The 21,312-nt window shown below is 72.9% G+C and carries 16 protein-coding genes; 5 read left to right on the top strand and 11 right to left on the bottom strand.

Annotated elements, in window-relative coordinates:
• The first annotated feature begins 1 nt into the window (after nucleotide 1).
• Complete coding sequence (locus COO58_RS05455) at nucleotides 2-220, top strand: hypothetical protein (RefSeq protein ID WP_091565288.1); 219 nt, start codon at nucleotides 2-4, stop codon at nucleotides 218-220.
• On the opposite strand, the gene ccsB is transcribed toward COO58_RS05455, so the two are convergent.
• From ccsB to hemL, 6 genes are read right to left on the bottom strand one after another with little or no spacing between them, the layout of a single operon-like run.
• A complete protein-coding gene (gene ccsB, locus COO58_RS05460) occupies nucleotides 186-1,154 on the bottom strand; it encodes a c-type cytochrome biogenesis protein CcsB (protein ID WP_098744060.1) in 969 nt (322 codons plus the stop codon). The two genes, COO58_RS05455 and ccsB, sit on opposite strands and share 35 nt — an antisense overlap.
• Nucleotides 1,154-2,773 carry a cytochrome c biogenesis protein ResB gene (locus COO58_RS05465; RefSeq protein ID WP_098744061.1) on the bottom strand — a complete coding sequence of 540 codons (1,620 nt, stop codon included), beginning with the start codon at nucleotides 2,771-2,773 and terminating at the stop codon, nucleotides 1,154-1,156. Before COO58_RS05465 ends, ccsB begins: the two co-directional genes overlap by 1 nt.
• A complete protein-coding gene (locus tag COO58_RS05470; RefSeq protein WP_098744063.1) occupies nucleotides 2,773-3,630 on the bottom strand; it encodes a cytochrome c biogenesis CcdA family protein in 858 nt (285 codons plus the stop codon). The genes COO58_RS05465 and COO58_RS05470 overlap by 1 nt, the downstream gene beginning before the upstream one ends.
• Complete coding sequence (locus COO58_RS05475; RefSeq protein ID WP_098744064.1) at nucleotides 3,630-4,205, bottom strand: TlpA disulfide reductase family protein; 576 nt, start codon at nucleotides 4,203-4,205, stop codon at nucleotides 3,630-3,632. Before COO58_RS05475 ends, COO58_RS05470 begins: the two co-directional genes overlap by 1 nt.
• Nucleotides 4,205-4,852: a histidine phosphatase family protein gene (locus COO58_RS05480; protein ID WP_091565295.1), complete on the bottom strand. Its 648-nt coding sequence runs from the start codon at nucleotides 4,850-4,852 to the stop codon at nucleotides 4,205-4,207. The genes COO58_RS05475 and COO58_RS05480 overlap by 1 nt, the downstream gene beginning before the upstream one ends.
• Nucleotides 4,853-4,854: 2 nt before the next feature.
• Nucleotides 4,855-6,192, bottom strand: coding sequence for a glutamate-1-semialdehyde 2,1-aminomutase (gene hemL, locus COO58_RS05485; protein ID WP_091565297.1), 1,338 nt, complete (start codon nucleotides 6,190-6,192; stop codon nucleotides 4,855-4,857).
• Between the two features lie 150 nt (nucleotides 6,193-6,342).
• Between hemL and COO58_RS05490 the strand changes: the two genes are divergently transcribed.
• Nucleotides 6,343-6,660, top strand: coding sequence for an STAS domain-containing protein (locus COO58_RS05490; RefSeq protein ID WP_091565301.1), 318 nt, complete (start codon nucleotides 6,343-6,345; stop codon nucleotides 6,658-6,660).
• 96 nt (nucleotides 6,661-6,756) lie between these two features.
• Here COO58_RS05490 and COO58_RS05495 read toward each other — a convergent pair whose 3' ends face one another.
• Nucleotides 6,757-8,349, bottom strand: a complete 1,593-nt coding sequence (locus COO58_RS05495) for an ABC transporter permease (protein ID WP_098744066.1) — start codon at nucleotides 8,347-8,349, stop codon at nucleotides 6,757-6,759.
• A complete protein-coding gene (locus COO58_RS05500) occupies nucleotides 8,346-9,248 on the bottom strand; it encodes an ABC transporter ATP-binding protein (protein WP_098744067.1) in 903 nt (300 codons plus the stop codon). Before COO58_RS05500 ends, COO58_RS05495 begins: the two co-directional genes overlap by 4 nt.
• Before the next feature lie 66 nt (nucleotides 9,249-9,314).
• Here COO58_RS05500 and COO58_RS05505 point away from each other — a divergent pair, with 66 nt between their 5' ends.
• A complete protein-coding gene (locus tag COO58_RS05505; RefSeq protein WP_245666088.1) occupies nucleotides 9,315-9,839 on the top strand; it encodes a GbsR/MarR family transcriptional regulator in 525 nt (174 codons plus the stop codon).
• Between the two features lie 4 nt (nucleotides 9,840-9,843).
• Here COO58_RS05505 and COO58_RS05510 read toward each other — a convergent pair whose 3' ends face one another.
• Nucleotides 9,844-10,401, bottom strand: a complete 558-nt coding sequence (locus COO58_RS05510) for a two-component system response regulator (protein ID WP_091565313.1) — start codon at nucleotides 10,399-10,401, stop codon at nucleotides 9,844-9,846.
• Nucleotides 10,398-14,762, bottom strand: coding sequence for a HAMP domain-containing protein (locus tag COO58_RS05515; protein ID WP_091576683.1), 4,365 nt, complete (start codon nucleotides 14,760-14,762; stop codon nucleotides 10,398-10,400). Before COO58_RS05515 ends, COO58_RS05510 begins: the two co-directional genes overlap by 4 nt.
• A gap of 180 nt (nucleotides 14,763-14,942) precedes the next feature.
• Between COO58_RS05515 and COO58_RS05520 the strand changes: the two genes are divergently transcribed.
• Nucleotides 14,943-17,012 carry a SpoIIE family protein phosphatase gene (locus tag COO58_RS05520; protein WP_098744069.1) on the top strand — a complete coding sequence of 690 codons (2,070 nt, stop codon included), beginning with the start codon at nucleotides 14,943-14,945 and terminating at the stop codon, nucleotides 17,010-17,012.
• Between the two features lie 447 nt (nucleotides 17,013-17,459).
• Here COO58_RS05520 and COO58_RS05525 read toward each other — a convergent pair whose 3' ends face one another.
• Nucleotides 17,460-19,070, bottom strand: coding sequence for an FAD-binding oxidoreductase (locus COO58_RS05525; RefSeq protein ID WP_098744070.1), 1,611 nt, complete (start codon nucleotides 19,068-19,070; stop codon nucleotides 17,460-17,462).
• Between the two features lie 92 nt (nucleotides 19,071-19,162).
• Between COO58_RS05525 and COO58_RS05530 the strand changes: the two genes are divergently transcribed.
• Nucleotides 19,163-21,256, top strand: coding sequence for a S9 family peptidase (locus COO58_RS05530; protein WP_098744072.1), 2,094 nt, complete (start codon nucleotides 19,163-19,165; stop codon nucleotides 21,254-21,256).
• Nucleotides 21,257-21,312 lie beyond the last annotated feature (56 nt).

The raw sequence follows: 21,312 nt of genomic DNA on the forward strand, positions 1-21,312 counted from the left end.
GATGGACGACGCGTACGTGGTGGGAGATCCGGACGGCCTGACCCCGCTCCAGGCCGAGATCCGCGACGCGGTGGCCCGCGAGCTGCACGCCCAGTTCGCGCTGCGGGCCGACCGCCTCGACCTGGCCGACCTGCCCGAGGTCGCCTACCAGGTCACCCGCCGGGTGGACGAGGTGCTGAGCGGGATCAGTTCACGCCGGCGTACGAGTGCAGACCGGTGAAGAAGAAGTTGACCCCGAACAGGTTCATCAGCACGGTCAGGAAGCCCACGATCGCGATCCAGGTGGCCACGTTGCGCCGCACGCTCGGCGTCGCCCGGGCGTGCAGGTAGCCCGCGTAGACCACCCAGGAGATGAACGCCCAGGTCTCCTTCGGGTCCCAACCCCAGGCCCGGCCCCAGGCCGCCTCGGCCCAGATCGCCCCGGCGATCACCGCGAAGGTGAAGATCGGGAAGGCGAAGGCGTGCAGGGTGAAGGTCAGCCGCTCCAGGCCGGCCGCCGCCGGCAGCCGGCGGGCCAGGGTGTACGGGAAGCTGCGCCGGCCCTGCTCCCAGCCGGACCGCATCAGGTACGCGGCGGCGGGCACCACGCCCAGCAGGAAGATGCCCGAGGCGAAGATGATCGTCGAGACGTGGATGATGAACCAGTACGACTGGAGCGCCGGCATCAGCGGCTGCACCTGCACGTAGAGCTTCAGCTCGGCGAACGCCAGCAGCAGCACCATCACCAGCGTCAGGAACAGCCCGAGCCGGCGCAGCGACGGCTGCTTCCAGAGCACCACGAGCCAGGCGGCCACCCCGATCCAGGTGACCGTCAGCACGAACTCGTACATGTTGCCCCAGGGCATCCGCTCGGCGGCGAGGCCCCGGGTGACCACCGCGCCCAGGTGCAGCGCGGCGGCGAGCGTGGTGAGCCAGGCGGCGATCCGCCCGGCCAGGGCGGCCCGCGCGGCGGAGCGGTCGGGGCGCTGCGGCGCGACCGGCTCGTCCACCCTCCCGCCGGCGCCGCCGACACCCGCGCCGACCAGCTCCCGGGCCGGGGAGGCCGCGACCACCTTGCGGGCGTTGCCCACCGCGAACTCGACGGCGTGGCTGATCATCGCGACCAGGTACGCCAGGATCGCGAACGTGACCAGCTGGTCGGAGAGTGCGGACATCACTCGTCTCCTTCTCGCGCCCGCCGGTCGTCCGACCCGCCGCCGCTGACCGCGGCGACGAGCTGCGCGAACTCGTCGGCGAACCCTGGGTGCTCGGTGCGCGGCAGCCCACCGGCCTCCACCAAACTACTACCGCTCGTCGGAGATCCACCCTCGGGGGGCGAAACCCGGAACCAGACCCGGCGGCGGCGGGCGAACAGCGAGCCCATCAGGCCGAGCAGCAGCGTGCCGCTGGCCACCAGCAGCAGCGTCTGCCCGGGCGCGTGCCGGACGGCGAGCGTGACGTACGGCTCGGTGCCGACGAACTCCAGCGTGCTGCCGTCGTCCAGGGTCCACGTCTCGCCCGGCCGGAGCAGCTTGGTGCCGATCTGCTTGAGCTTGCCGTTGGCGACCTGCCGCTGGTCGAGCTGGTAGACCGAGCCCGGGATGCCGGCGTCCAGCCCGAGGTTGCCCCGGTAGGCGGTCAGGTTCACCACCGGGTCCCGCTCGGCCGGGAACCGCGACGCGACGAACGGCGCGCTCTCCGGCGCGGTGGGCAGGTAGAGGCCGTCGAAGGCGACCTGCTGGTCCGGGGCTCGGGTGTCGGTCTTCGGATCGATGTTCGCGTCCGGGAAGATCGCCACCCCCTCCTCGGTCGCGTTCGGGTCGCCGGTGCGCAGGAACGGCTCGTCGCTGGTCTGGCTCTTGCCGTACCGGTCGGTGTACTTCAGCACCGGCGCGTAGCCGTTGCCGAGCAGGTAGACGTTGGCCGAGCCGAGCCGCAGCGGCGAGTTGACCGAGAAACCGGCGCTCCGGGCGTCCCGGCCCGGCTCGTCCACCGACACGGTGGCCCAGAAGCGGGACGCCTGCCCGGAGTCGAGGTAGTCGGCCTCGAACTTCTCCAGCGTGAGGCAGAACGGCGGCAGGTCGGCGCTGTCCACGCGGGGGCCGAGCGACGCCTCGGCGTACTGCTGGCGGGTGTTGCAGAACGCGTTGTCCGCGCCGGCGACCAGGATCCGGTTGCCGTGCCAGCCGTACCAGGAACCGAGCGCCACCCCGAGCAGGACGGCGACCAGCGACACGTGGAAGAGCAGGTTGCCGGTCTCCTTGAGGTAGCCCTTCTCGGCGGAGACCTCGTTGCCCCGGACGGTGACCCGCCACCGACAGCGGCGCAGCACCGCCGCGATCGCCTCGGGATCGGCGGCGGCCGGGGCCTCCAGCACCGCGTGCTGGGGCAGCCGGTCGAACCGCTTCGGGGCGGCCGGCGGGCGCATCCGCAGCGCGCGCACGTGGTCGCGGGCCCGGGGCAGGATGCAGCCGATCAGCGAGGTGAACAGCAGCAGGTAGATCGCGGAGAACCAGACCGAGCCGAAGACCTCGAACATGCCGATCTGGTCCAGCCGGGGCGCCAGGTCGGGGTGGTCGGCGAACCACTCGTTGACCTTCTCCGGGTTGACCCCGCGCTGCGGCAGCACCGAGCCGGGAATCGCGGCGACCGCGAGCAGGAACAGCAGGATCAGGGCGGTACGCATGCTGGTGAGCTGCCGCCACGAGTTGCGCAGCAGGGCCAGCACCGGGTTGACCCGTCGCCGGGGCGCCTCGGCCGGCGGGGTGGCCGGCCGGTCGTCCACGGTCGTCATCAGATGCTCACCTCGCCCACCCCGACGTGCGTCTGCAACCAGATCACCACGTTCTGCCAGCCGCCCGTGACCAGCGCCAGGCCGATCACGATCAGCAGCGCGCCGCCGATCCGGGTGACCCAGCGGCTGTTGCGCCGGACGGCGCGGAACACCCCGAGCAGGCGCTGGAAGCCCAGCCCGAAGGCGACGAACGGTACCCCCAGCCCGAGGCAGTACGCCACGGCGAGCACCACGGCCCGGTCGGTGCCGCCCTCGGTGACCGCCATGCCGAGCACCGCGCCGAGCGTCGGGCCGGTGCACGGCAGCCAGCTGAGCGCGAAGACCGCGCCGAGGACCGGCGCGCCGAGCAGACCGGCGGCGGGCAGCCAGCGGATCCGGAACTCGCGCTGCATGCCGGGGACCAGGCCGAGATAGCCGAGCCCGAGCACCACCACCAGCGCGCCGATGACGATCTCCAGCGTGCGCTCGTACCGGAAGAAGAGCTTGCCGACGCCGGAGAAGAGGATCGCGGTGGCGACGAACACGGCGGTGAAGCCGGCGATGAAGAGCAGCGTGCCGGCGAGCACCCGCCCCTTGACGGCGACGGTGGTCCGCTCCGGCGCCCGTTCCACGACGCCCACCCCGGCGCCGCCCCCGGTGTTAAGCGGGGGCCCTTCCTCTACCGGAGGCGTTAAGCGGGGGCCCTTCCTTGCACCCTCCAGGTCGGAGCCGGCCAGGCCGGTCACGTAGGAGAGGTAGCCGGGCATCAGCGGGAGCACGCACGGGGAGAGGAAGCTCACCAGGCCGGCGAGGACCGCCGCACCCACCGCGAGCAGCAACGGCCCGGACGACGCGAGCTCAGCGAACGTCTCGCCCATCAGCGGGAGCCGTTCGGCGCCGGCCGCTCGGCGGCGATCTTCTCCACGATCGGCCGCAGCTCGTCCCGGGTCACGGCGCGCCGGATCACCACGGCGATCCGGCCGTCGCGGTCGAGCACCACCGTCGCCGGCGTGGTGTTCGGCGGGATGTCGAAGTTGAGCGCCTGGCGGCTGGGCGGGTCGAAGACACTCGGGTAGGTGACCCGCCCCTCCTCGAACGCGATCGCCTTGTCCTTGCTGTCCTGCACGTTGATGCCGAGGAACGTCACGCCGGCGGCCCTGGTGGCCTGGTAGGTGGCCTCCAGGTCGTCCGCCTCGGCCCGGCAGGGCGCGCACCAGGAGCCCCAGAAGTTGACCACCACGACCTGGCCCCGGTCCTGGGAGATGTCGTAGCTGCCGCCGGTGAGCAGTTCACCGCTGACCTTCGGGGTCTTCGACCGCTGGTCGGGGGCGCAGGTGACGACGGAGCCGTCGGCGGAGCACCGGCTCTCCTGCGTGCTGGAGGAGCAGCCGACCAGCGCCGTACCGGCGGTGACGGCGGCGAGCAGGGCGGCGGCGAGCCTCCGGGTGAGCATCAGGCCCCCTTGGCCGTCCGGGCGGTCGGCGAGATCGCGATCAGGTGGGCGGCCGGCTCGGAGTAGCCGATGCCGACGATCTTCGCCCCGTCGAAGTGGAACGAGGTCAGGCTGGCCAGACCGCACTGCCGGCGGCGGGGGTCGTGCCAGAGCCGCTTGCGCTCGACGTGCCGGCGCAGCGTCCAGATCGGCAGCTGGTGCGAGACGAGCACCGCCTCGCGCCCCTCGGCGGCCACCCGGGCGGCGTGCAGCGCGGCGAACATCCGCTCGGCGATCACCTGGTAGGCCTCACCCCAGGACGGGGTGACCGGGTCCCGCAGCACCCACCAGTTGCGCGGGTCGCGGAAGGAACCGTCGCCGGGCGAGACCTTCTTGCCCTCGAACCAGTTCGCGCTCTCGATCAGCCGCTCGTCGACGCCGACGGAGAGGCCGAACTGGGCGGCGATCGGCTCGGCGGTCTGCTGGGCGCGTTCCAGCGGGCTGGCCACCACGTGCACCACGGTGCGCTCGGCCAGCGCCTGCGCGGCGGCCTTGGCCATCTGCACGCCCAGCTCGGAGAGGCGGAACCCGGGCAGCCGGCCGTAGAGGATGCCGTCCGGGTTGTGCACCTCGCCGTGCCGCAGCACGTGTACCACCGTCTCCGCCATGGTTACCCCCCGTGTCCGGCCGCTGCCGCCGCTCGCGCCGCCCCCGGCAGGGCGGCCGCGATCTGCTCCCACGCGGCGTCGTCGATGGCCGCCGAGACGAACCACGACTCGAACGCGCTCGGCGGCAGATAGACGCCGGCGGCGAGCATCGCGTGGAAGAACGCCTTGAACGCCGGCACCTGCTGGGTGCGGGCGCTGTCGTAGTCGCGCACGTCGGCGTCGGTGAAGAAGATCGAGAACATGTTGCCGGCGGTGGAGAGGCGATGCGGCACACCGGCCTCCGACAGCGCCTCGGTGGCGAGCTTGCCCAGCGCCGCGGACGTCTCGTCGAGCCGGCGGTAGAGCGCGTCGTCGGCCAGCCGCAGCGTGGCCAGCCCGGCCGCGCAGGCGAGCGGGTTCCCGGAGAGCGTGCCGGCCTGGTAGACCGGGCCGGCCGGGGCCAGCCTCGCCATGATCTCCGCGCGCCCGCCGAACGCCGCGGCGGGCAGGCCGCCACCCATGACCTTCCCGTACGTCCATAGGTCGGCGTCGGAGGCGTCGAGGCCGTGCCACCCGGCGCGGGAGACCCGGAACCCGGTCATCACCTCGTCGACGATGAGCAGCGCGCCGTTCGCGTGGGCGATCCGGGCCAGCTCGGCGTTGAAGCCGTCGCGCGGGGCGATCACACCCATGTTGCCGGCGGCGGCCTCGGTGATGATCGCCGCGATGTGCGGGCCCTCGGCGGCGAACGCCTCCTCGACCGCGCGCAGGTCGTTGTACGGCAGCACGATCGTGTCGCCGGCGGCGGCGCCGGTGACGCCGGGCGAGTCGGGCAGCCCGAACGTGGCCACGCCGGAGCCGGCGGCGGCGAGCAGCGCGTCGGAGTGGCCGTGGTAGCAGCCGGCGAACTTGATGATCTTGGCGCGGCCGGTGAAGCCCCGGGCCAGCCGGATCGCCGACATGGTCGCCTCGGTGCCGGAGTTGACCAGGCGCACCTGCTCGACCGGCGTGCGCGCGATGATCTCCTCGGCCAGGTCGACCTCGCCCGGGGTGGGCGTGCCGAAGCTGGTGCCCAGCGCGGCGGCCTCGCGCAGCGCCTCCACCACGGCCGGGTGGGCGTGGCCGAGGATCAGCGGGCCCCAGGAGCAGACCAGGTCGACGTAACGGCGACCGTCGGCGTCGAAGAGCCAGGGACCCTCCCCCCGGACCATGAAGCGCGGCGTGCCGCCGACGGCACGGAACGCGCGCACGGGGGAGTTCACCCCGCCGGGCACGACGGCCTTGGCGCGGTCGAACAGGGCCTCGGAGGCCGGGGCGTCGGCCGGGTAACGGCCGGATCCGGCGGAAAAGGTCTCGGTCACGATGTGGCCATTGTGTCAGCGCCCGGCCGGTGGCCGGCAGCCACCCCGCAACGGGGGTTACCCGGCTCACGCCTGGTCGGGCCGGCGTGGAGGACCGACCGACGGACCGCTCGACAGGCCCGGTCGTCGAGATCGCGATAGGCTGACCGGGTGGATCGTGCCGAACTGTCCATCACCGTACACCGGACGGGTGACGAAGCCGTGCTTCGCCTGGCCGGTGAGATCGACATGCTCACGGCCGCCCAGCTCTCGACGGTGGTCAACGAGGTGCTGGCGGATCCGCCCCCGCGCATCGTGCTCGACCTCGGCGGCGTCACCTTCTGCGACTCCCAGGGCCTCGGCACGCTCGTGGTGCTCAGCCGCAAGGCCAGCCACACGCAGTGCCTGCTGATCCTCACCAACGTCGGCGACTTCCTGCTGCGCGTCCTGGACATCACCGGCCTCCGCAGCGCCCTGATGATCCGCTGATCCCCCAACCCTCGCCGATCTTGCACGTCGAGCCCCCGGTGTGGGGCGTTCACCCCCTTTGTCGGGGCGGCAAGTGCAAGATCGGCGGGGTTGGCGTCACGTGACGGGGAGGTCGCGGCGGCGGAAGGTGAGCAGGCCGGTGGTGGTCAGGGTCGCGGCCAGGACGGTGAGCACGGCCAACGGCGTCGCGGTCCAGGTGGGACGCAGCACCTGCGGGGTGTGCGTGAACGGCGACAGGTCCAGCAGCCACTGGTCCAGCTCCAGCACCGCGCCGAGCTGGCCGAGCAGCACGCAGACCGCCAGCACCGCCCAGGCGGCCGGGGCGAGCCGGGGCAGCAGGCCGTAGAGCAGCACGGCGAGCCCGGCCAGCACCCACGCGGCCGGCATCTGGGCCAGGCCCGCGCCGAGCATCCGGCCCAACTGCCGGGGCACGTCGCCCACGCTGAACCCGTAGGTCAGGCCGGTGGCCAGGCCCGTCGTCGCCAACACCACCACGGGGCCGAGCAGCGCGAACACCACGTGCGAGAGCAGCCAGGTCGACCGGTGCGTCCCGGTGGCGAGCACCGGCTCCGCCCGCCCGGCGGACTCCTCGGCGCGCATCCGCAGCGCGGCCTGGATCCCGTACCCGGCCGCGGCCAGACCGGCCAGGCTCAGCGTGGCGCCCAGGTAGGCGTCGGCCAGCCCGGAGGCCCCACCGAGCCGCGCCATGATCTGCTCCAACTGCGGATTGCCCTCCACCGACCGGCCGGCCGCCTCGGCGGCGCCACCGAGGATCAGCCCCAGCAGGCCGAACCCGACCGACCACCAGAGGATCTGCCCCCGGTGCAGCCGCCAGGCCAGACCGAACGGGCCGGACAACGCGCCGCCCGCGGCGGCCGGCCCGAGCCGGGGCGGGAGCATCCCCGCGCCCAGGTCGCGGCGGACCGAGACCGGGTACGCGAGCGCGGCGAGCAGCACCGTGGCGGCCAGCGGCAGCAGCAGCACCCACCACCGGTCCCCCTCGTACGCGCGCACCCGCGCCGCCCAGCCCAGCGGCGACAGCCAGCTCGGCCAGTCGTTGCCGGCGGTGTCCCCGACCAGGCGCAGTCCGAAGGCAGCGCCGAGACCCGCGATGCCGATCCCCCGTGCCCCGCCGGCGGTCTCGGTCAGCTGCGCGGCCAGCCCGCCGAGCGTGGCGAACGCCATCCCGGTCAGCGCCACGGCGAGGCCGTACGCGTACGAGCCGGCGGCCGGCAGCCCGGTCGAGGCCAGGCCGGCGGCGGTGAGCAGGCCGAGCAGCAGGTCGGCCGCGTACGTGACCAGCAGCGCGGCGGTCAGCCCGGCGTACCGGCCGAGCACGCTGCCGCCGAGCAGCTCCCGCCGGCCGGCCTCCTCCTCGGTCCGGGTGTGCCGGATCACGGTGAGCAGGCTGGCCAGGCCGACGATCACCAGCAGGAAGCCGCTGCGCTGGGCGGTCAGCGCGCCCACGCTGTCGCCGTAGACCGGGCCGAGCAGCGCGACGATGGACGGGTTGCGGGCGGTGCCCTCGGTGTACGCGGCCCGCTCGGCCGCGGTCGGGAACAGCTCGAAGAAGCTGGCCGCGTACGACATCGGCAGCGCGGCGAGGACCAGCACCCAGAGCGGCAGCAGGACGCGGTCCCGGCGCAGGATCAGCCGGGCCAGGTGGCGGGTCCCGGTGAGCGTGCTCACCGGGCCACCCCCTCGGGCGTCGTCTCGTAGTGCCGCAGGAACAGTTCCTCCAGCGTCGGTGGCGTGCTGACCAGGCTGCGGACGCCCAGCTCGGTGAGGCGGCGCAACGCGGCGTCGAGCGCGGCGGCGTCCACGTCGAAGCGCACCCGCTGCCCGTCCACCCGCAGGTCGTGCACGCCGGGCAAATCGGCCAGGCCGTCGAGCGGGGCGGCGACCTCGGCGTCGATCGCGGTGCGGTGCAGGTGACGCAGGTCGCCGAGCGTGCCGGACTCGACCGCGCGGCCGGCCCGGATGATCGTCACCCGGTCGCAGAGCGCCTCCACCTCGGCCAGGATGTGGCTGGAGAGCAGCACCGTGCGGCCGTCCTGGCGGGCCCGGCGGACCCAGTGCTGGAAGACCTCCTCCATTAGCGGGTCGAGCCCGGAGGTCGGCTCGTCCAGGATGAGCAGTTCGACGTCGGAGGCGAGCGCGGCCACCAGGCCGACCTTCTGCCGGTTGCCCTTGGAGTAGGTGCGGCCCTTCTTGCGCGGGTCCAGCTCGAACGACTCCAGCAGTTCGGCTCGGCGCTTCGGGTCGAGCCCGCCGCGCAGGCGACCGAGCAGGTCGATCACCTCGCCGCCGCTGAGGCTGGGCCAGAGCGTGACGTCGCCCGGCACGTACGCGAGGCGGCGGTGCAGGGCCACCGCGTCCCGCCACGGGTCACCGCCGAGCAGTCGGACGGCCCCCGCGTCCGCCCGCAGCAGACCGAGCAGCACCCGGATGGTGGTCGACTTGCCGGACCCGTTGGGGCCGAGGAAGCCGTGCACCTCCCCGGTGCGGACGGTCAGGTCGAGTCCGTCGAGCGCCCGGGTCCGGCCGAACGTCTTCACCAGGCCGGACACCTCGATTGTGGTTTCCATGCTTCGGAAGCTACGCTCATTTCACAAACTTGTGAAGACAGTGAGACGTGAGAGACGATCGCGGGGATGAGCGCCGAGGAGACGACCATGAGCCAGCCGTCGCACCACGACGAGGAGGAGGTCCACCTCTTCGTCGAGCGGATGGCGATGGCCTTCGCCGACGTCGGCTTCCCCCGGATGGCCGCCCGGGTGCTGTTCACCGTGATGAGCGCCGACGACCCGCTCACCGCCGGCGAGATCGGCGAACGGCTGGGCGTGAGCGCGGCGGCCGTGAGCGGTGCGGTGCGCTACCTCACCCAGTTCGCCATGCTGGTCCGCGAGCCGGTCAAGGGCTCCCGGCGCGACCGCTACCGGATGCCGGACAACCCCTGGTACGAGGCGACCATCACCAAGACCACGCTCTACAAGACCTTCATCGACATCGCCGGCGGCGGCGTGGACGCGCTGCGCGGCCGGAGCACCCCGGCCGGCGAGCGGGTCGCCGAGATGCGTGACTTCTTCCTCTTCGTCCAGGAGGAGGTGGAGGCCCTCGGCGACCGGTGGCGGGCCCGACGCGCCGCCGCCGGGCACGGCGGCCCGGCCGACGGCTGAGCCGTCAGCGGGTGTTGCCCCAGCGGGCCTGCTCCAGCAGGTCCGCCGCGCGCTCCCGGGTCGCCGGGTCGTCGTCGGTCCGCAGCAGCGTCGTCGCCTCGTCGACCGCGTCGGTGAGGTGCCGCCACTGCAGGTCCCGCTCCCGCACCAGGTCCGACTGGGCGGCGAGCTGCCGGGTCTTCACCCACAGCTCGACGAAGACCGACACCTTGGCCCGCAGCACCCACGGGTCGAACGGCTTGGTCAGGTAGTCGACCGCGCCCACCGCGTAGCCGCGCAGCGCGAGCTGGGCGTCCTTGTCCGCCGCGGTGAGGAAGATGATCGGCACGTGCCGGGTCCGCTCCCGCCGCTTGATGTGGGTGGCGGTCTCGAAGCCGTCCATGTCCGGCATCTGGGCGTCGAGCAGGATCACCGCGAAGTCGTCCACCAGGAGCTGCTTGAGCGCGGCCTCCCCGCTCTCCACCGCGACCGACTGCACCGGGAGACCCTGGAGGATCGCCTCCAGCGCCATCAGGTTCTCCCGCCGGTCGTCCACCAGCAGGGCCTTGGCCGTCTGCGTCACGCGCTCTCCTCGCCTCGACTCCGGCCGATCCAGGACGCCATCAGCTCGATCAGCTCGTCCAGATCCACCGGCTTGGTGATGTAGTCGCTGCCGCCGGCCGCGAGCGCCGACTCCCGGTCGCCGGGCATCGCCTTGGCGGTCAGGAAGACGATCGGCAGGTCCGCGAAGCGGTGGTTGCGGCGGATCTGCGCGGTCGTCTCGTACCCGTCCTGGTCCGGCATCATGGCGTCCATCAGGACGATGTCCACCTCCGGATGCTCGGCGAGCTGGCGGACACCGTCCACCCCGTTGTCCGAGTACAACACGGTCATCCCGTGCAGTTCCAACGCGGACGTCAGCGCGAACACGTTCCGCACGTCGTCGTCGATGATCAGGACGGTCACGCCGTCCAGCCGCCGGGTCGTCGGCGTCTCCTGCGGCTGCGGCAGCTCCATCGGCATGAGCAGCGACGACGGCAGGCCCGCGCGGCTCGGCGACGGCGGTGCCGGCGCCACCACCGCGTCCGGCGCCAGCACGTCCGGTACGAAGAGGGTGAACGTCGAGCCCTGACCGGGCGCGGACGACACGGTGATCGTGCCGCCGAGCAGGCGGGCCAGGTCCCGGCTGATCGACAGGCCGAGGCCGGTGCCGCCGTAGCGGCGGCTGGTCGTGCCGTCGGCCTGCTGGAACGCCTCGAAGATCAGCGACAGCTTGTCGTCCGAGATGCCGATGCCGGTGTCGATCACGGTGAACGCGATGACGTGCTGGGCGTTGGTCAACGCCGGCACGTCGAAGACCGCATTGTCGGCCGCCGGACCGATGCGCAACGTCACCGCGCCGTTGTCGGTGAACTTCACCGCGTTGGAGAGCAGGTTACGCAGGATCTGCTGCAACCGCTGCGCGTCGGTGACCAGCGCCGACGGCAGGTCCTGACTGACCCGGACCTGGAAGTCCAGGCCCTTCTCCTCGGCCTGCGGCGCGAACGCCTGCTCCACGTAGCCGCGGATCTCGGCGAACTGGATCTCGGTGGGCTCCACGTCCATCCGACCCGCCTCGATCTTCGACAGGTCGAGGATGTCGTCGATCAGCGACAGCAGGTCCGACCCCGCACCGTGGATGGTCCGGGCGAACTCGATCTGCTTCGCGCTGAGGTTGCGCTCCGGGTTCTCCGCCAGCAGCCGGGCCAGCAGGAGCAGCGAGTTCAGCGGCGTCCGCAGCTCGTGGCTCATGTTGGCCAGGAACTCCGACTTGTACGCCGACGCCCGGGTCAGCTGCTGCGCCTTCTCCTCCAGGCCGAGCCGGGCCAGTTCGATCTCCCGGTTCTGCGTCTCGATGTTGGCCTTCTGCTCCGACAGCAGCTTCGCCTTGTCCTCCAGCTCGGCGTTGGTGCGCTGCAACTCCGCCGACTGGTCCTGCATCTCGTGCGCCAGCCGCTGCGACTGCGCCAGCAGCTCCTCCGTACGCCGGTTGGCCTGGATGGTGTTGACCGCGACGCCGATGGTGAGCACCAGGCGCTCCAGGAACGCCAGGTGCAACTCGGAGAAGGTGGTCACGCCGGCGAACTCGATCACGCCGAGCAGCTCGCCCTCGAACAGCACCGGCAGCACCACCAGGTCGGCCGGCGGCGTGTCGGCGAGCCCGGAGCGCACCACCAGCCGCCCGTCCGGCTGGGCCTTGACCCGGATGGTCCGGCGGGACAGCGCGGCCTGGCCGACCAGCCCCTCGCCGGGGCCGAACGTCACGTCGTGGCCGCGGGCCACGTACCCGTAGGAGGCGGTGAGCCGCAGCCGCATGCTGCCCTCGGAGCTGTCCGCCAGGAAGAACGCGCCGAGCTGCGCGTCCACCAGCGGCGTCACCTCCTGCATGATCATGCGGCAGACCTCGCCCAGGTCCCGCTGGCCCTGCAACAGGCCGCCGATGCGGGCCAGGTTGGAGTCGAGCCAGCCCTGCTCGGCGTTCTTCTTGGTCGTCTCCCGGAGGGTGACGATCATCTGGTTGATGTTGTCCTTCAGCTCGGCGACCTCGCCCTGCGCCTTCACGTTGATCCGCTGGGTCAGGTCGCCACGGGTCACCGACGTGGAGACCTGCGCGATGGCGCGCAACTGCGTGGTCAGGGTCGAGGCGAGCTGGTTGACGTTCTCGGTGAGGTCGCGCCAGGTGCCGGAGACGCCCTTCACCTGGGCCTGACCGCCCAGCTTGCCCTCGGTGCCCACCTCGCGGGCCACCCGGGTCACCTCGTCGGCGAACGACGACAGCTGGTCCACCATCGTGTTGACGGTGTTCTTCAGCTCCAGGATCTCGCCCTGCGCGTCCACCGTGATCTTCTGACCCAGGTCACCCCGGGCCACCGCCGTGGTGACCGACGCGATGTTGCGGACCTGACTGGTCAGGTTCGACCCCATCGAGTTCACGTTGTCGGTCAGGTCCCGCCACGTGCCCGACACGCCCTTCACCTGCGCCTGGCCGCCCAGCTTGCCCTCGGTGCCCACCTCGCGGGCCACCCGGGTCACCTCGTCGGCGAACGACGACAGCTGGTCCACCATCGTGTTCACGGTGGACTTCAGCTCCAGGATCTCGCCCTGCGCGTCCACCGTGATCTTCTGCGACAGGTCGCCCTTCGCCACCGCCGTCGACACCTGGGCGATGTTGCGCACCTGCGCGGTCAGGTTCGACGCCATCGAGTTCACGTTGTCGGTCAGGTCGCGCCACGTGCCCGCCACGCCGCGCACCTGGGCCTGACCGCCGAGCTTGCCCTCGGTGCCCACCTCGCGGGCCACCCGGGTCACCTCGTCGGCGAACGACGACAGCTGGTCCACCATCGTGTTCACCGTGGACTTCAGCTCCAGGATCTCGCCCCGGGCGTCCACCGTGATCTTCTGCGACAGGTCACCCTTCGCCACCGCCGTGGTGACCGACGCGATGTTCCGCACCTGACTGGTCAGGTTCGACGCCATCGAGTTCACGTTGTCGGTCAGGTCCCGCCACGTACCCGAGACGCCCTTGACCTGGGCCTGGCCGCCCAGCTTGCCCTCGGTGCCCACCTCACGGGCCACCCGGGTCACCTCGTCGGCGAACGACGACAGCTGGTCCACCATCGTGTTGACGGTGTTCTTCAGCTCCAGGATCTCGCCCTGCGCGTCCACCGTGATCTTCTGACCCAGGTCGCCCTTCGCCACGGCGGTGGAGACCTGGGAGATGTTGCGGACCTGGCTGGTCAGGTTGCCGGCCAGCTGGTTGACGTTCTCGGTGAGGTCACGCCAGGTGCCGGAGACGCCGCGCACCTGCGCCTGGCCGCCCAGCTTCCCCTCGATGCCGACCTCGCGGGCCACCCGGGTGACCTCGTCGGCGAACGAGGACAACTGGTCCACCATCGTGTTGACGGTGTCCTTCAGCTCCAGGATCTCGCCCTGCGCCGCCACCGTGATCTTCTGCGACAGGTCACCCTTCGCTACCGCCGTCGACACCTGGGCGATGTTGCGCACCTGGGACGTCAGGTTCGACGCCATCGAGTTGACGTTGTCGGTCAGGTCCTTCCACGTGCCGGCCACGCCCGGCACCTCGGCCTGGCCGCCGAGCTTGCCCTCGGTGCCCACCTCGCGGGCCACCCGGGTCACCTGCTCGGCGAAGAGCCGCAGCGTGTCGGTGAGCGAGTTCATCGTGTCGGCCAGCTCGGCCACCTCGCCGCGCGCCCCGACCGTGATCTTCTGCGACAGGTCGCCCTTCGCCACCGCGGTCGCCACCTGGGAGATCGACCGCACCTGACCGGTGAGGTTCGACGCCATGGTGTTCACCGAGTCGGTGAGGTCCTTCCAGGTGCCGGCGACACCGCGCACGTCGGCCTGACCGCCCAGCTTGCCCTCGGTGCCCACCTCACGGGCCACCCGGGTCACCTCGTCGGCGAACGACGAGAGCTGGTCCACCATCGTGTTCACGGTCCGGCCGATGCGCAGGTACTCGCCGCGCAGCGGGCGCCCGTCGATCTCCAGCGCCATGTGCTGGGAGAGGTCGCCGTCGGCCACCGCCACGATCACCCGGGCGATCTCGGTGGTCGGCCGACCCAGGTCGTCGATCAGCGAGTTGATCGCCCGCTGCCCCTCCGCCCAGGAGCCGTCCAGCCCCTCGTCGTCGAGGCGTTCGGTGAGCCGCCCGTCCCGGCCGACGATCCGGCTGATCCGGCGCAGGTCCAGGTGCTGCCGCTCCTGCATCGACACCACGTCGTTGAACGCGTCGGCGACCTCGCCGGACAGACCCGCCCGCCGGGGCAGGCGGACCCGGAGGTCACCGCGGGCCACCCGCTGCAGCGCCTCGACCAGCTCGCCGAGGAGCACCTCGTGGTCGGACGCGGACGGATCCGCGGTCACCGACTGTTTCGCCGTGGTCATCATTCCTCGCTCAGCTCGGGGCCCACCGGGTCGTGCCGACACGCGGCCATCCCATCATTGTGCCGCGCGTTCCGTCGAGGTCACCGCCCGCCGACAGCGCGTCACGCGCCGTATTCGCCCGACTGGTCGGTTCGGCCGGGGCGCTTGGCACCCGGGGCGGCGGCGGTAGAGGATACGAAGGTGTCAGCGGAGGTGGGGCCGACCCTGAGTGGCGGCACGGACGAGCACGTCCGACGCGTCCGCCTCCCCGCCGACCGGCGCACGCCCGCGGCCGCCCGGGCGCTGGTCCGCGCCATGCTCCTCGAGGCCGGCCTGCCCGAACTGCTCAACGAGGCGCTGCTGCTCACCACCGAGCTGACCACCAACGCGGTCGAGCACGCGCGTACCGAACTGGACATCGAGGTCGAGGCCGACCACGCCGGCCTCACCGTGACCGTCACCGACTTCGCCTCCGGGCCGGTCGACGAGCTGACCGTCGGTGTGCGCAACACCACCTCCGACATCACCGAGGTGGCCGCGCGCGGACGGGGCCTGCTGCTGGTCGACCACTTCGCCAGCCGCTGGGGCACCACCTACCTCCCCACCGGCAAGGGCGTCTGGTTCCGGCTCGACCGCCCCGGCCCGCGCGGACCCGGCCGGCCGGCCGGCGCCCGGGCCTGGGTGGCGACCGCCGGGACGGAACGGTCCGACGACGGTACGCCGAGCGCCGCCGCCATGAGCGAGCTGATGCAGACCACCCCCGACCCGTACGCCGACGACCCGCTGCCGGAGTTCGCCACCGGACTGCTCACCCGGGTCGCCGAGATGGTGGGCGCCGCCGGCGGCACCGTCCGGCTGGACCGGGGCGACGGGCTGGGCACCCAGGTCTTCGCCCGCTACGGCCGGCAACCCCGGGAGGGCAACGAGCTGCTCCGCGTCCCGCTCGCCGTGCACCGCCCGTACGCCGGCGAGCTGGAGCTGGACGCGGCGCCGTCGACGTACGCCCGGCCGCTGGCCGTGCTCGCCGCCGAGCGGCTCTCGCTGCACCTGGAGAACGACCGGCTGCGCCGGGCCGACGTACGCCGCTCCGCCTGGCTCACGTTCCTCGCCGAGGCCAGCGAGCTGCTCGCCCAGTCCCTGGACGTCGAGTTGACCATGGCGCTCGTCCCGCAGCTCGTGGTGCCCCGGCTCGGCCAGTGGTGCGCGGTGCACACCACCGACGAGTGGGGGCGGCTGCGCCTCGCCGCGTCCAGCCACGCCGACGAGGCGATGCTGCCCCACCTGCACCGGGTGCTCCAGGAGACCGGCCCGGACTCGGTCCAGTCCCGGCTGCGCGAGGCGTCCCGCAGTGCCGCGCAGGTGCCGCTGGCCGGGCCGGTGGAGGGCATCGCCGTACCGTTGATCGCCCGTGGCCAGCGACTCGGCACCCTCGCGGTGGGCCGGCACCAACGGCACCGGCACGACCCGGACGAGGTCTCGGTGCTGGAGGACGTGGCCCGGCGGGCCGCGCTGGCCATCGAGAACGCGCGCATCCACGCCGAACGCCGCCGCGTCGCGCAGACGCTCCAGCAGTCGCTGCTGCCGCCGGTGCTCCCGGTGGTCGAGGGCATCGGCTTCGCCGCCGAGTACGTCCCGACCGGCGACGACGCCGAGGTCGGCGGCGACTTCTACGACGTGGTGCCGCTGCCGGACGGCCGCTGGCTGGTGGTCGTGGGTGACGTGTCCGGCAAGGGCGTGCAGGCGGCGGCCGTGACCGGCCTGGTCCGGGACGTGATCCGGGTCCTGGTGGGCGACGGCAAGCCCCTGCCGGAGGTGCTCGGCCGGCTCAACGAGACGCTCGTCGAACGCGGCGGCGGGCGCTACTGCACGCTGGCCCTGGCGGCGGTCGCGCCCGGCGACGGCGACCAGCTCGACGTGGCCCTGCACCTGGCCGGCCACGATCGGCCGGTGCTGCTGCACGGCGGTGGCGGCGCGACGTTCGTCGGCACCGGCGGCACCGCGCTCGGCCTGCTCGACACGATCACCACCCCCACCGCCGAGCTGGCGCTCAAGCCCGGTGACTCGTTGATCTTCTACACCGACGGGGTCACCGAGCGGCGGCGCGGCCGGGAGCTGTTCGGCACCGAACGGCTGCGCGAGTCGGCGGCGCCGCTGGCCGGCTACTCGGCCGACGTGGTCGCGGCACGGCTGCGCGCCGCCACCATCGCGTTCTCGGTGGAGCCGCCCCGCGACGACATAGCCGTCCTGGTCCTCCGCAACGACACCCCCTGACCAGCCCTCCTCCCCGCCCAACCCACCTGGTCCCACCCCAGCCCAGCCCGGTTCAGCCCGCCTCGGCCCAGCCCTGCCGGTCGATCATGAAGTTGGCCGCATGAATCGCCCCGACCGCCCGCACCGAACTCGCGCGAGCCGACACCACTTCGCCGAAGCGGCGGCATCCCCACCATCGGGACACCGCCACCACGCCGAACTGGCGGGCGCACGCGACCAGTACCGCCGAACTGAGCGGGCGCGCGCGACCAGCACCACCGGCCCGGCGAGCGCGACCACCACCGCCGACCGGGCGCGTGCCACCACGCCGCCGGAGTGGCGTCAGCCCGCCACCACAACTGAAACGCGTCGAGACGTCGATGGCACCCAGAGCGGGTGGGGGCGGTCGTTCGCCGGGTCACGGGAAAAGAGCAGGCCGGGGCGGCCGTCGAGCACGCAGCACGGTGATCAGAGGCCGCCCGGGAGCCGACCGGGGGCGAGGCGGTGGTGCGGATCCAGGTGGGCCTTGGCGCTGCGCAGCCGGGGCAGCGCCGGCAACTCGCCCCAGAGGTCGACGGCGTGGCGCACCGGCGCGGGCGCCGCCACCACCACGCACCGGCCCTGCCGGGCGATCAGCACGCTGCGGACCGCGGTGAGGATCGAGGCGACCCGCGCGGGCGGCAGCGCGCCGGGCAGAGCGGCGTGGACGGCGCCGACCCCGGCGGAGCCGCGTACCGGCACGGGCGTGCCGGCCGCGTCGCGCAGCGCGTAGACGGCGGCGTGCAGGTCGTTGATCGGCACCTCGATGCGCAGCGCGGTGTCGCCCGGGGCGAACGGATAGCGCCCCCACCACTCGGGCGCGTGGTGGTTGACCACGGCCTCGGCCCCGAGCACGGCGGTCAGTCGCTGGGCCCGTTCGGTCACGTCGGCCGGACCGCCCTCCAGCAGCACCACCAGGCTGCCCGCCGCGGGCCGGCCGGTCACCGCCGGGTGGTCGGGTCGACCGGCGACCGAGGGGTGGCTCGCCGGAATCCGACGACGGGGCAGGGACACCGGCACCGGCAGGTCCAGCTCCACGGCGGCCGGCTCGACGCCGGCGGCGAGCACCGCACGGACCAGGTCGTGCACCTCCAGCGGGGTCCACACCGGACGGGACACCCAGAGCCGGCCAGCCGGCAGCGCCTGCACCCGCATGGTGGCCGACACCAGCACGCCGAGCCCGCCCTGCGAGCCGCAGAGCAGCCGGGCCACGTCCAGCCCCGGCAACTCACCCCGACCGAGCACGGCATCACCGCCGGCGCCGACGGGCGGGCCGCCCCCGGCCGGCGCACCGCCAGCGGACGAACCTCCACCGAGCGGACCACCCCGGACCGCCGACTCCCCGCCACCCAGGGAACCGCCACGCAGCGGACCACCGCCCAGGGAACCCCCGCCCAGGGAACCCCCGCCCAGCGGGCCACCGCCGGTGAGCGCACCCCCGCCGATGTCGAAGGCGCCCGCCGGCGCCGCCCGCCCGAGCCGCGCCGTGCCGGACTCACCCACGCTGACCAGCTCGCCGTCGGCGTCCAGGTAGCGAACGCCGACGAGCTGCGCGCACGGGCTGCCGTGCCGGTGGCGCAACGGGCCCGCCTCGTCGGCGGCGAGCACCCCACCCAGCGTCGCGCCGGGTGAGGGCGCGTCGACCGGGAGCCGCCGGCCGGTGCGGCCGAGTGCGGCCTGGACCGCCCGCAACGGGGTGCCCGCGCCGATCTCGGCCACGGCGGCGGCCTGCGGCTCGTGCCACACCCCGGCGAGCCGACCGGTGTCGAGCAGGATGTCGACCTGGCCCGGGGCGGCGCCCCAGTCGATCTTCGTGCCGGCGCCGCGCGGGACCACCGTCAGTTCGTGCGCCGCGGCCAGCCGCAGCACCTCGGCCGCGGCGTGCGGGCCGCCCGGCACGGCCACCCACCGGGCGGTGCGGCCGGCCACCTCGTCGGCCGGCCCGGCGAAACGGGCGAACGGCGGACCGCAGATCTCGGCCAGCTTCCGGGTGATGTCGAGGGCTCCGGGTCGGTCGGTGGAACGTGCAGCAGCCGCCATGGCGGTTATCGTACACATGTTCGAAAGACCTGGTGGCGGATCGGTGCGGCGCGGTCGCCCGGCGGTGGCCCGCCGACCGGTAACGTGGCGCCGTGACCACGACCCCACCACCTGTTGCCAAGCGCGTTCCGGCCGAGCGGACCCACCACGGCGACACGGTCGTCGACGAGTACGCGTGGCTCGCCGCCAAGGACGACCCGGACACGATCGCCTACCTGGACGCCGAGAACGCCCACACCGAGTCGCGCACCGCGCACCTGGCCGGGCTGCGCGCGGAACTGTTCGAGGAGACGCGCCGGCGCACCCAGGAGACCGACCTGTCGGTGCCGACCCGCAAGGACGGCCACTGGTACTACACCCGCACCGTCGAGGGGCAGCAGTACGGCGTGCACTGCCGGCGGGCGGTCCGCCCGGACGAGACCGCGCCCCCGGTCAGCGCGGACGGCGCCCCGCTCGACGGCGAGGAGGTGCTGCTCGACGGCAACCAGCTCGCCGAGGGGCACGACTTCTTCTCCCTGGGCGCGTTCGACGTCAGCCCGGACGGGCGGTGGTTGGCCTACTCCACCGACTTCTCCGGCGACGAGCGGTTCACGCTGCGGATCAAGGACCTGGTCACCGGCGAGGTGCGGCCGGACGAGATCCCGGACACGTTCTACGGCACGGCGTGGTCCGCCGACGCCTCGACGCTGTTCTACGTGACGGTCGACGACGCGTGGCGGCCGAACCGGGTGTGGCGGCACACGGTGGGCACCCCGTCGAGCGAGGACGTGGTGGTCCACCAGGAGGACGACGAGCGGTTCTGGGTCGGCGTCGAGCTGACCCGGTCCGAGCGCTTCGTGGTCATCGACATCCACAGCAAGATCACCAGTGAGGTCCGGGTGATCCCGGCCGCGAACCCGACCGGCGAACCCGCCGTCGTGGCCCCGCGGCGCCAGGGCGTCGAGTACGCGGTGGAGCACCACGGCCACCGCTTCCTGATCCTGCACAACGACGGTGCGGAGGACTTCGCGCTGGCGTACACCTCGGCGGACGCGCCGGGCGAGTGGACGCCGCTGATCCCGCACACCCCGGGCACCCGGCTGGAGGCGGTCGACGCGTTCGAGCACCACCTCGTGGTCTCGCTGCGCGCCAACGGGCTGACCGGGCTGCGCGTACTGCCGGTCGGCAGCGACGACAGCTGGGACATCGACTTCCCCGAGCCGATCTACAGCGTCGGGCTCGACGCGAACCCGGAATACCGCACGGGCACGGTGCGGCTGCGCTACACCTCGCTGGTCACCCCCGACTCGGTCTACGACTACGACCTGGTCACCCGGGAGCTGACGCTGCGCCGGCAGAAGCCGGTACGGCCCGGGCCGGACGGGCGGGCGTACGACCCGGCCGACTACGAGCAGCACCGGGACTGGGCGCTGGCCGACGACGGCACCCGCGTACCGATCTCGCTGGTCTGCCGCCGCGACACCCCGCGCGACGGCTCCGCGCCCGCGGTCATCTACGGCTACGGGTCGTACGAGGCGAGCATGGACCCCTGGTTCTCGATCGCCCGACTGAGCCTGCTCGACCGTGGCGTCATCTTCGCGGTCGCGCACATCCGGGGCGGTGGCGAGCTGGGCCGGCGCTGGTACGACGAGGGCAAGCTGCTGGCCAAGAAGAACACGTTCACCGACTTCGTGGCCTGCGCCCGGCACCTGGTCAAGGCGGGCTGGACGGCGAGCGACCGGCTGGTCGCCCGGGGCGCCTCGGCCGGCGGCCTGCTGATGGGCGCGGTGGCGAACCTCGCCCCGGACGCGTTCGCCGGGATCGTCGCGCAGGTGCCGTTCGTGGACGCGCTGACCTCGATCCTCGACCCGTCGCTGCCGCTGACGGTGACCGAGTGGGAGGAGTGGGGCAACCCGCTGGACGACCCCGAGGTCTACGCGTACATGAAGTCGTACACCCCGTACGAGAACGTGACCTCCGCCGACTACCCGGCGATCCTGGCCGTGACCAGCCTGAACGACACCCGGGTGCTCTACCACGAGCCGGCCAAGTGGGTCGCCCGACTGCGCGCGCTCGCGCCGCAGGGCGACTACCTGCTGAAGACCGAGATGGGCGCCGGGCACGGCGGGCCGAGCGGCCGGTACGACGCCTGGCGCGAGGAGGCGTTCGTCAACGCCTGGACCCTCGACCGCCTCGGCCGCGCCTGACCCTCCGTGCAAGGAAGGGCCCCTTGTTAACAGGCACCTGTTAACAAGGGGCCCTT

Origin of the sequence: Micromonospora sp. WMMA1996 (assembly GCF_002573675.1) — a bacterium.
Taxonomy (GTDB): Bacteria; Actinomycetota; Actinomycetes; order Mycobacteriales; family Micromonosporaceae; genus Micromonospora; species Micromonospora sediminicola.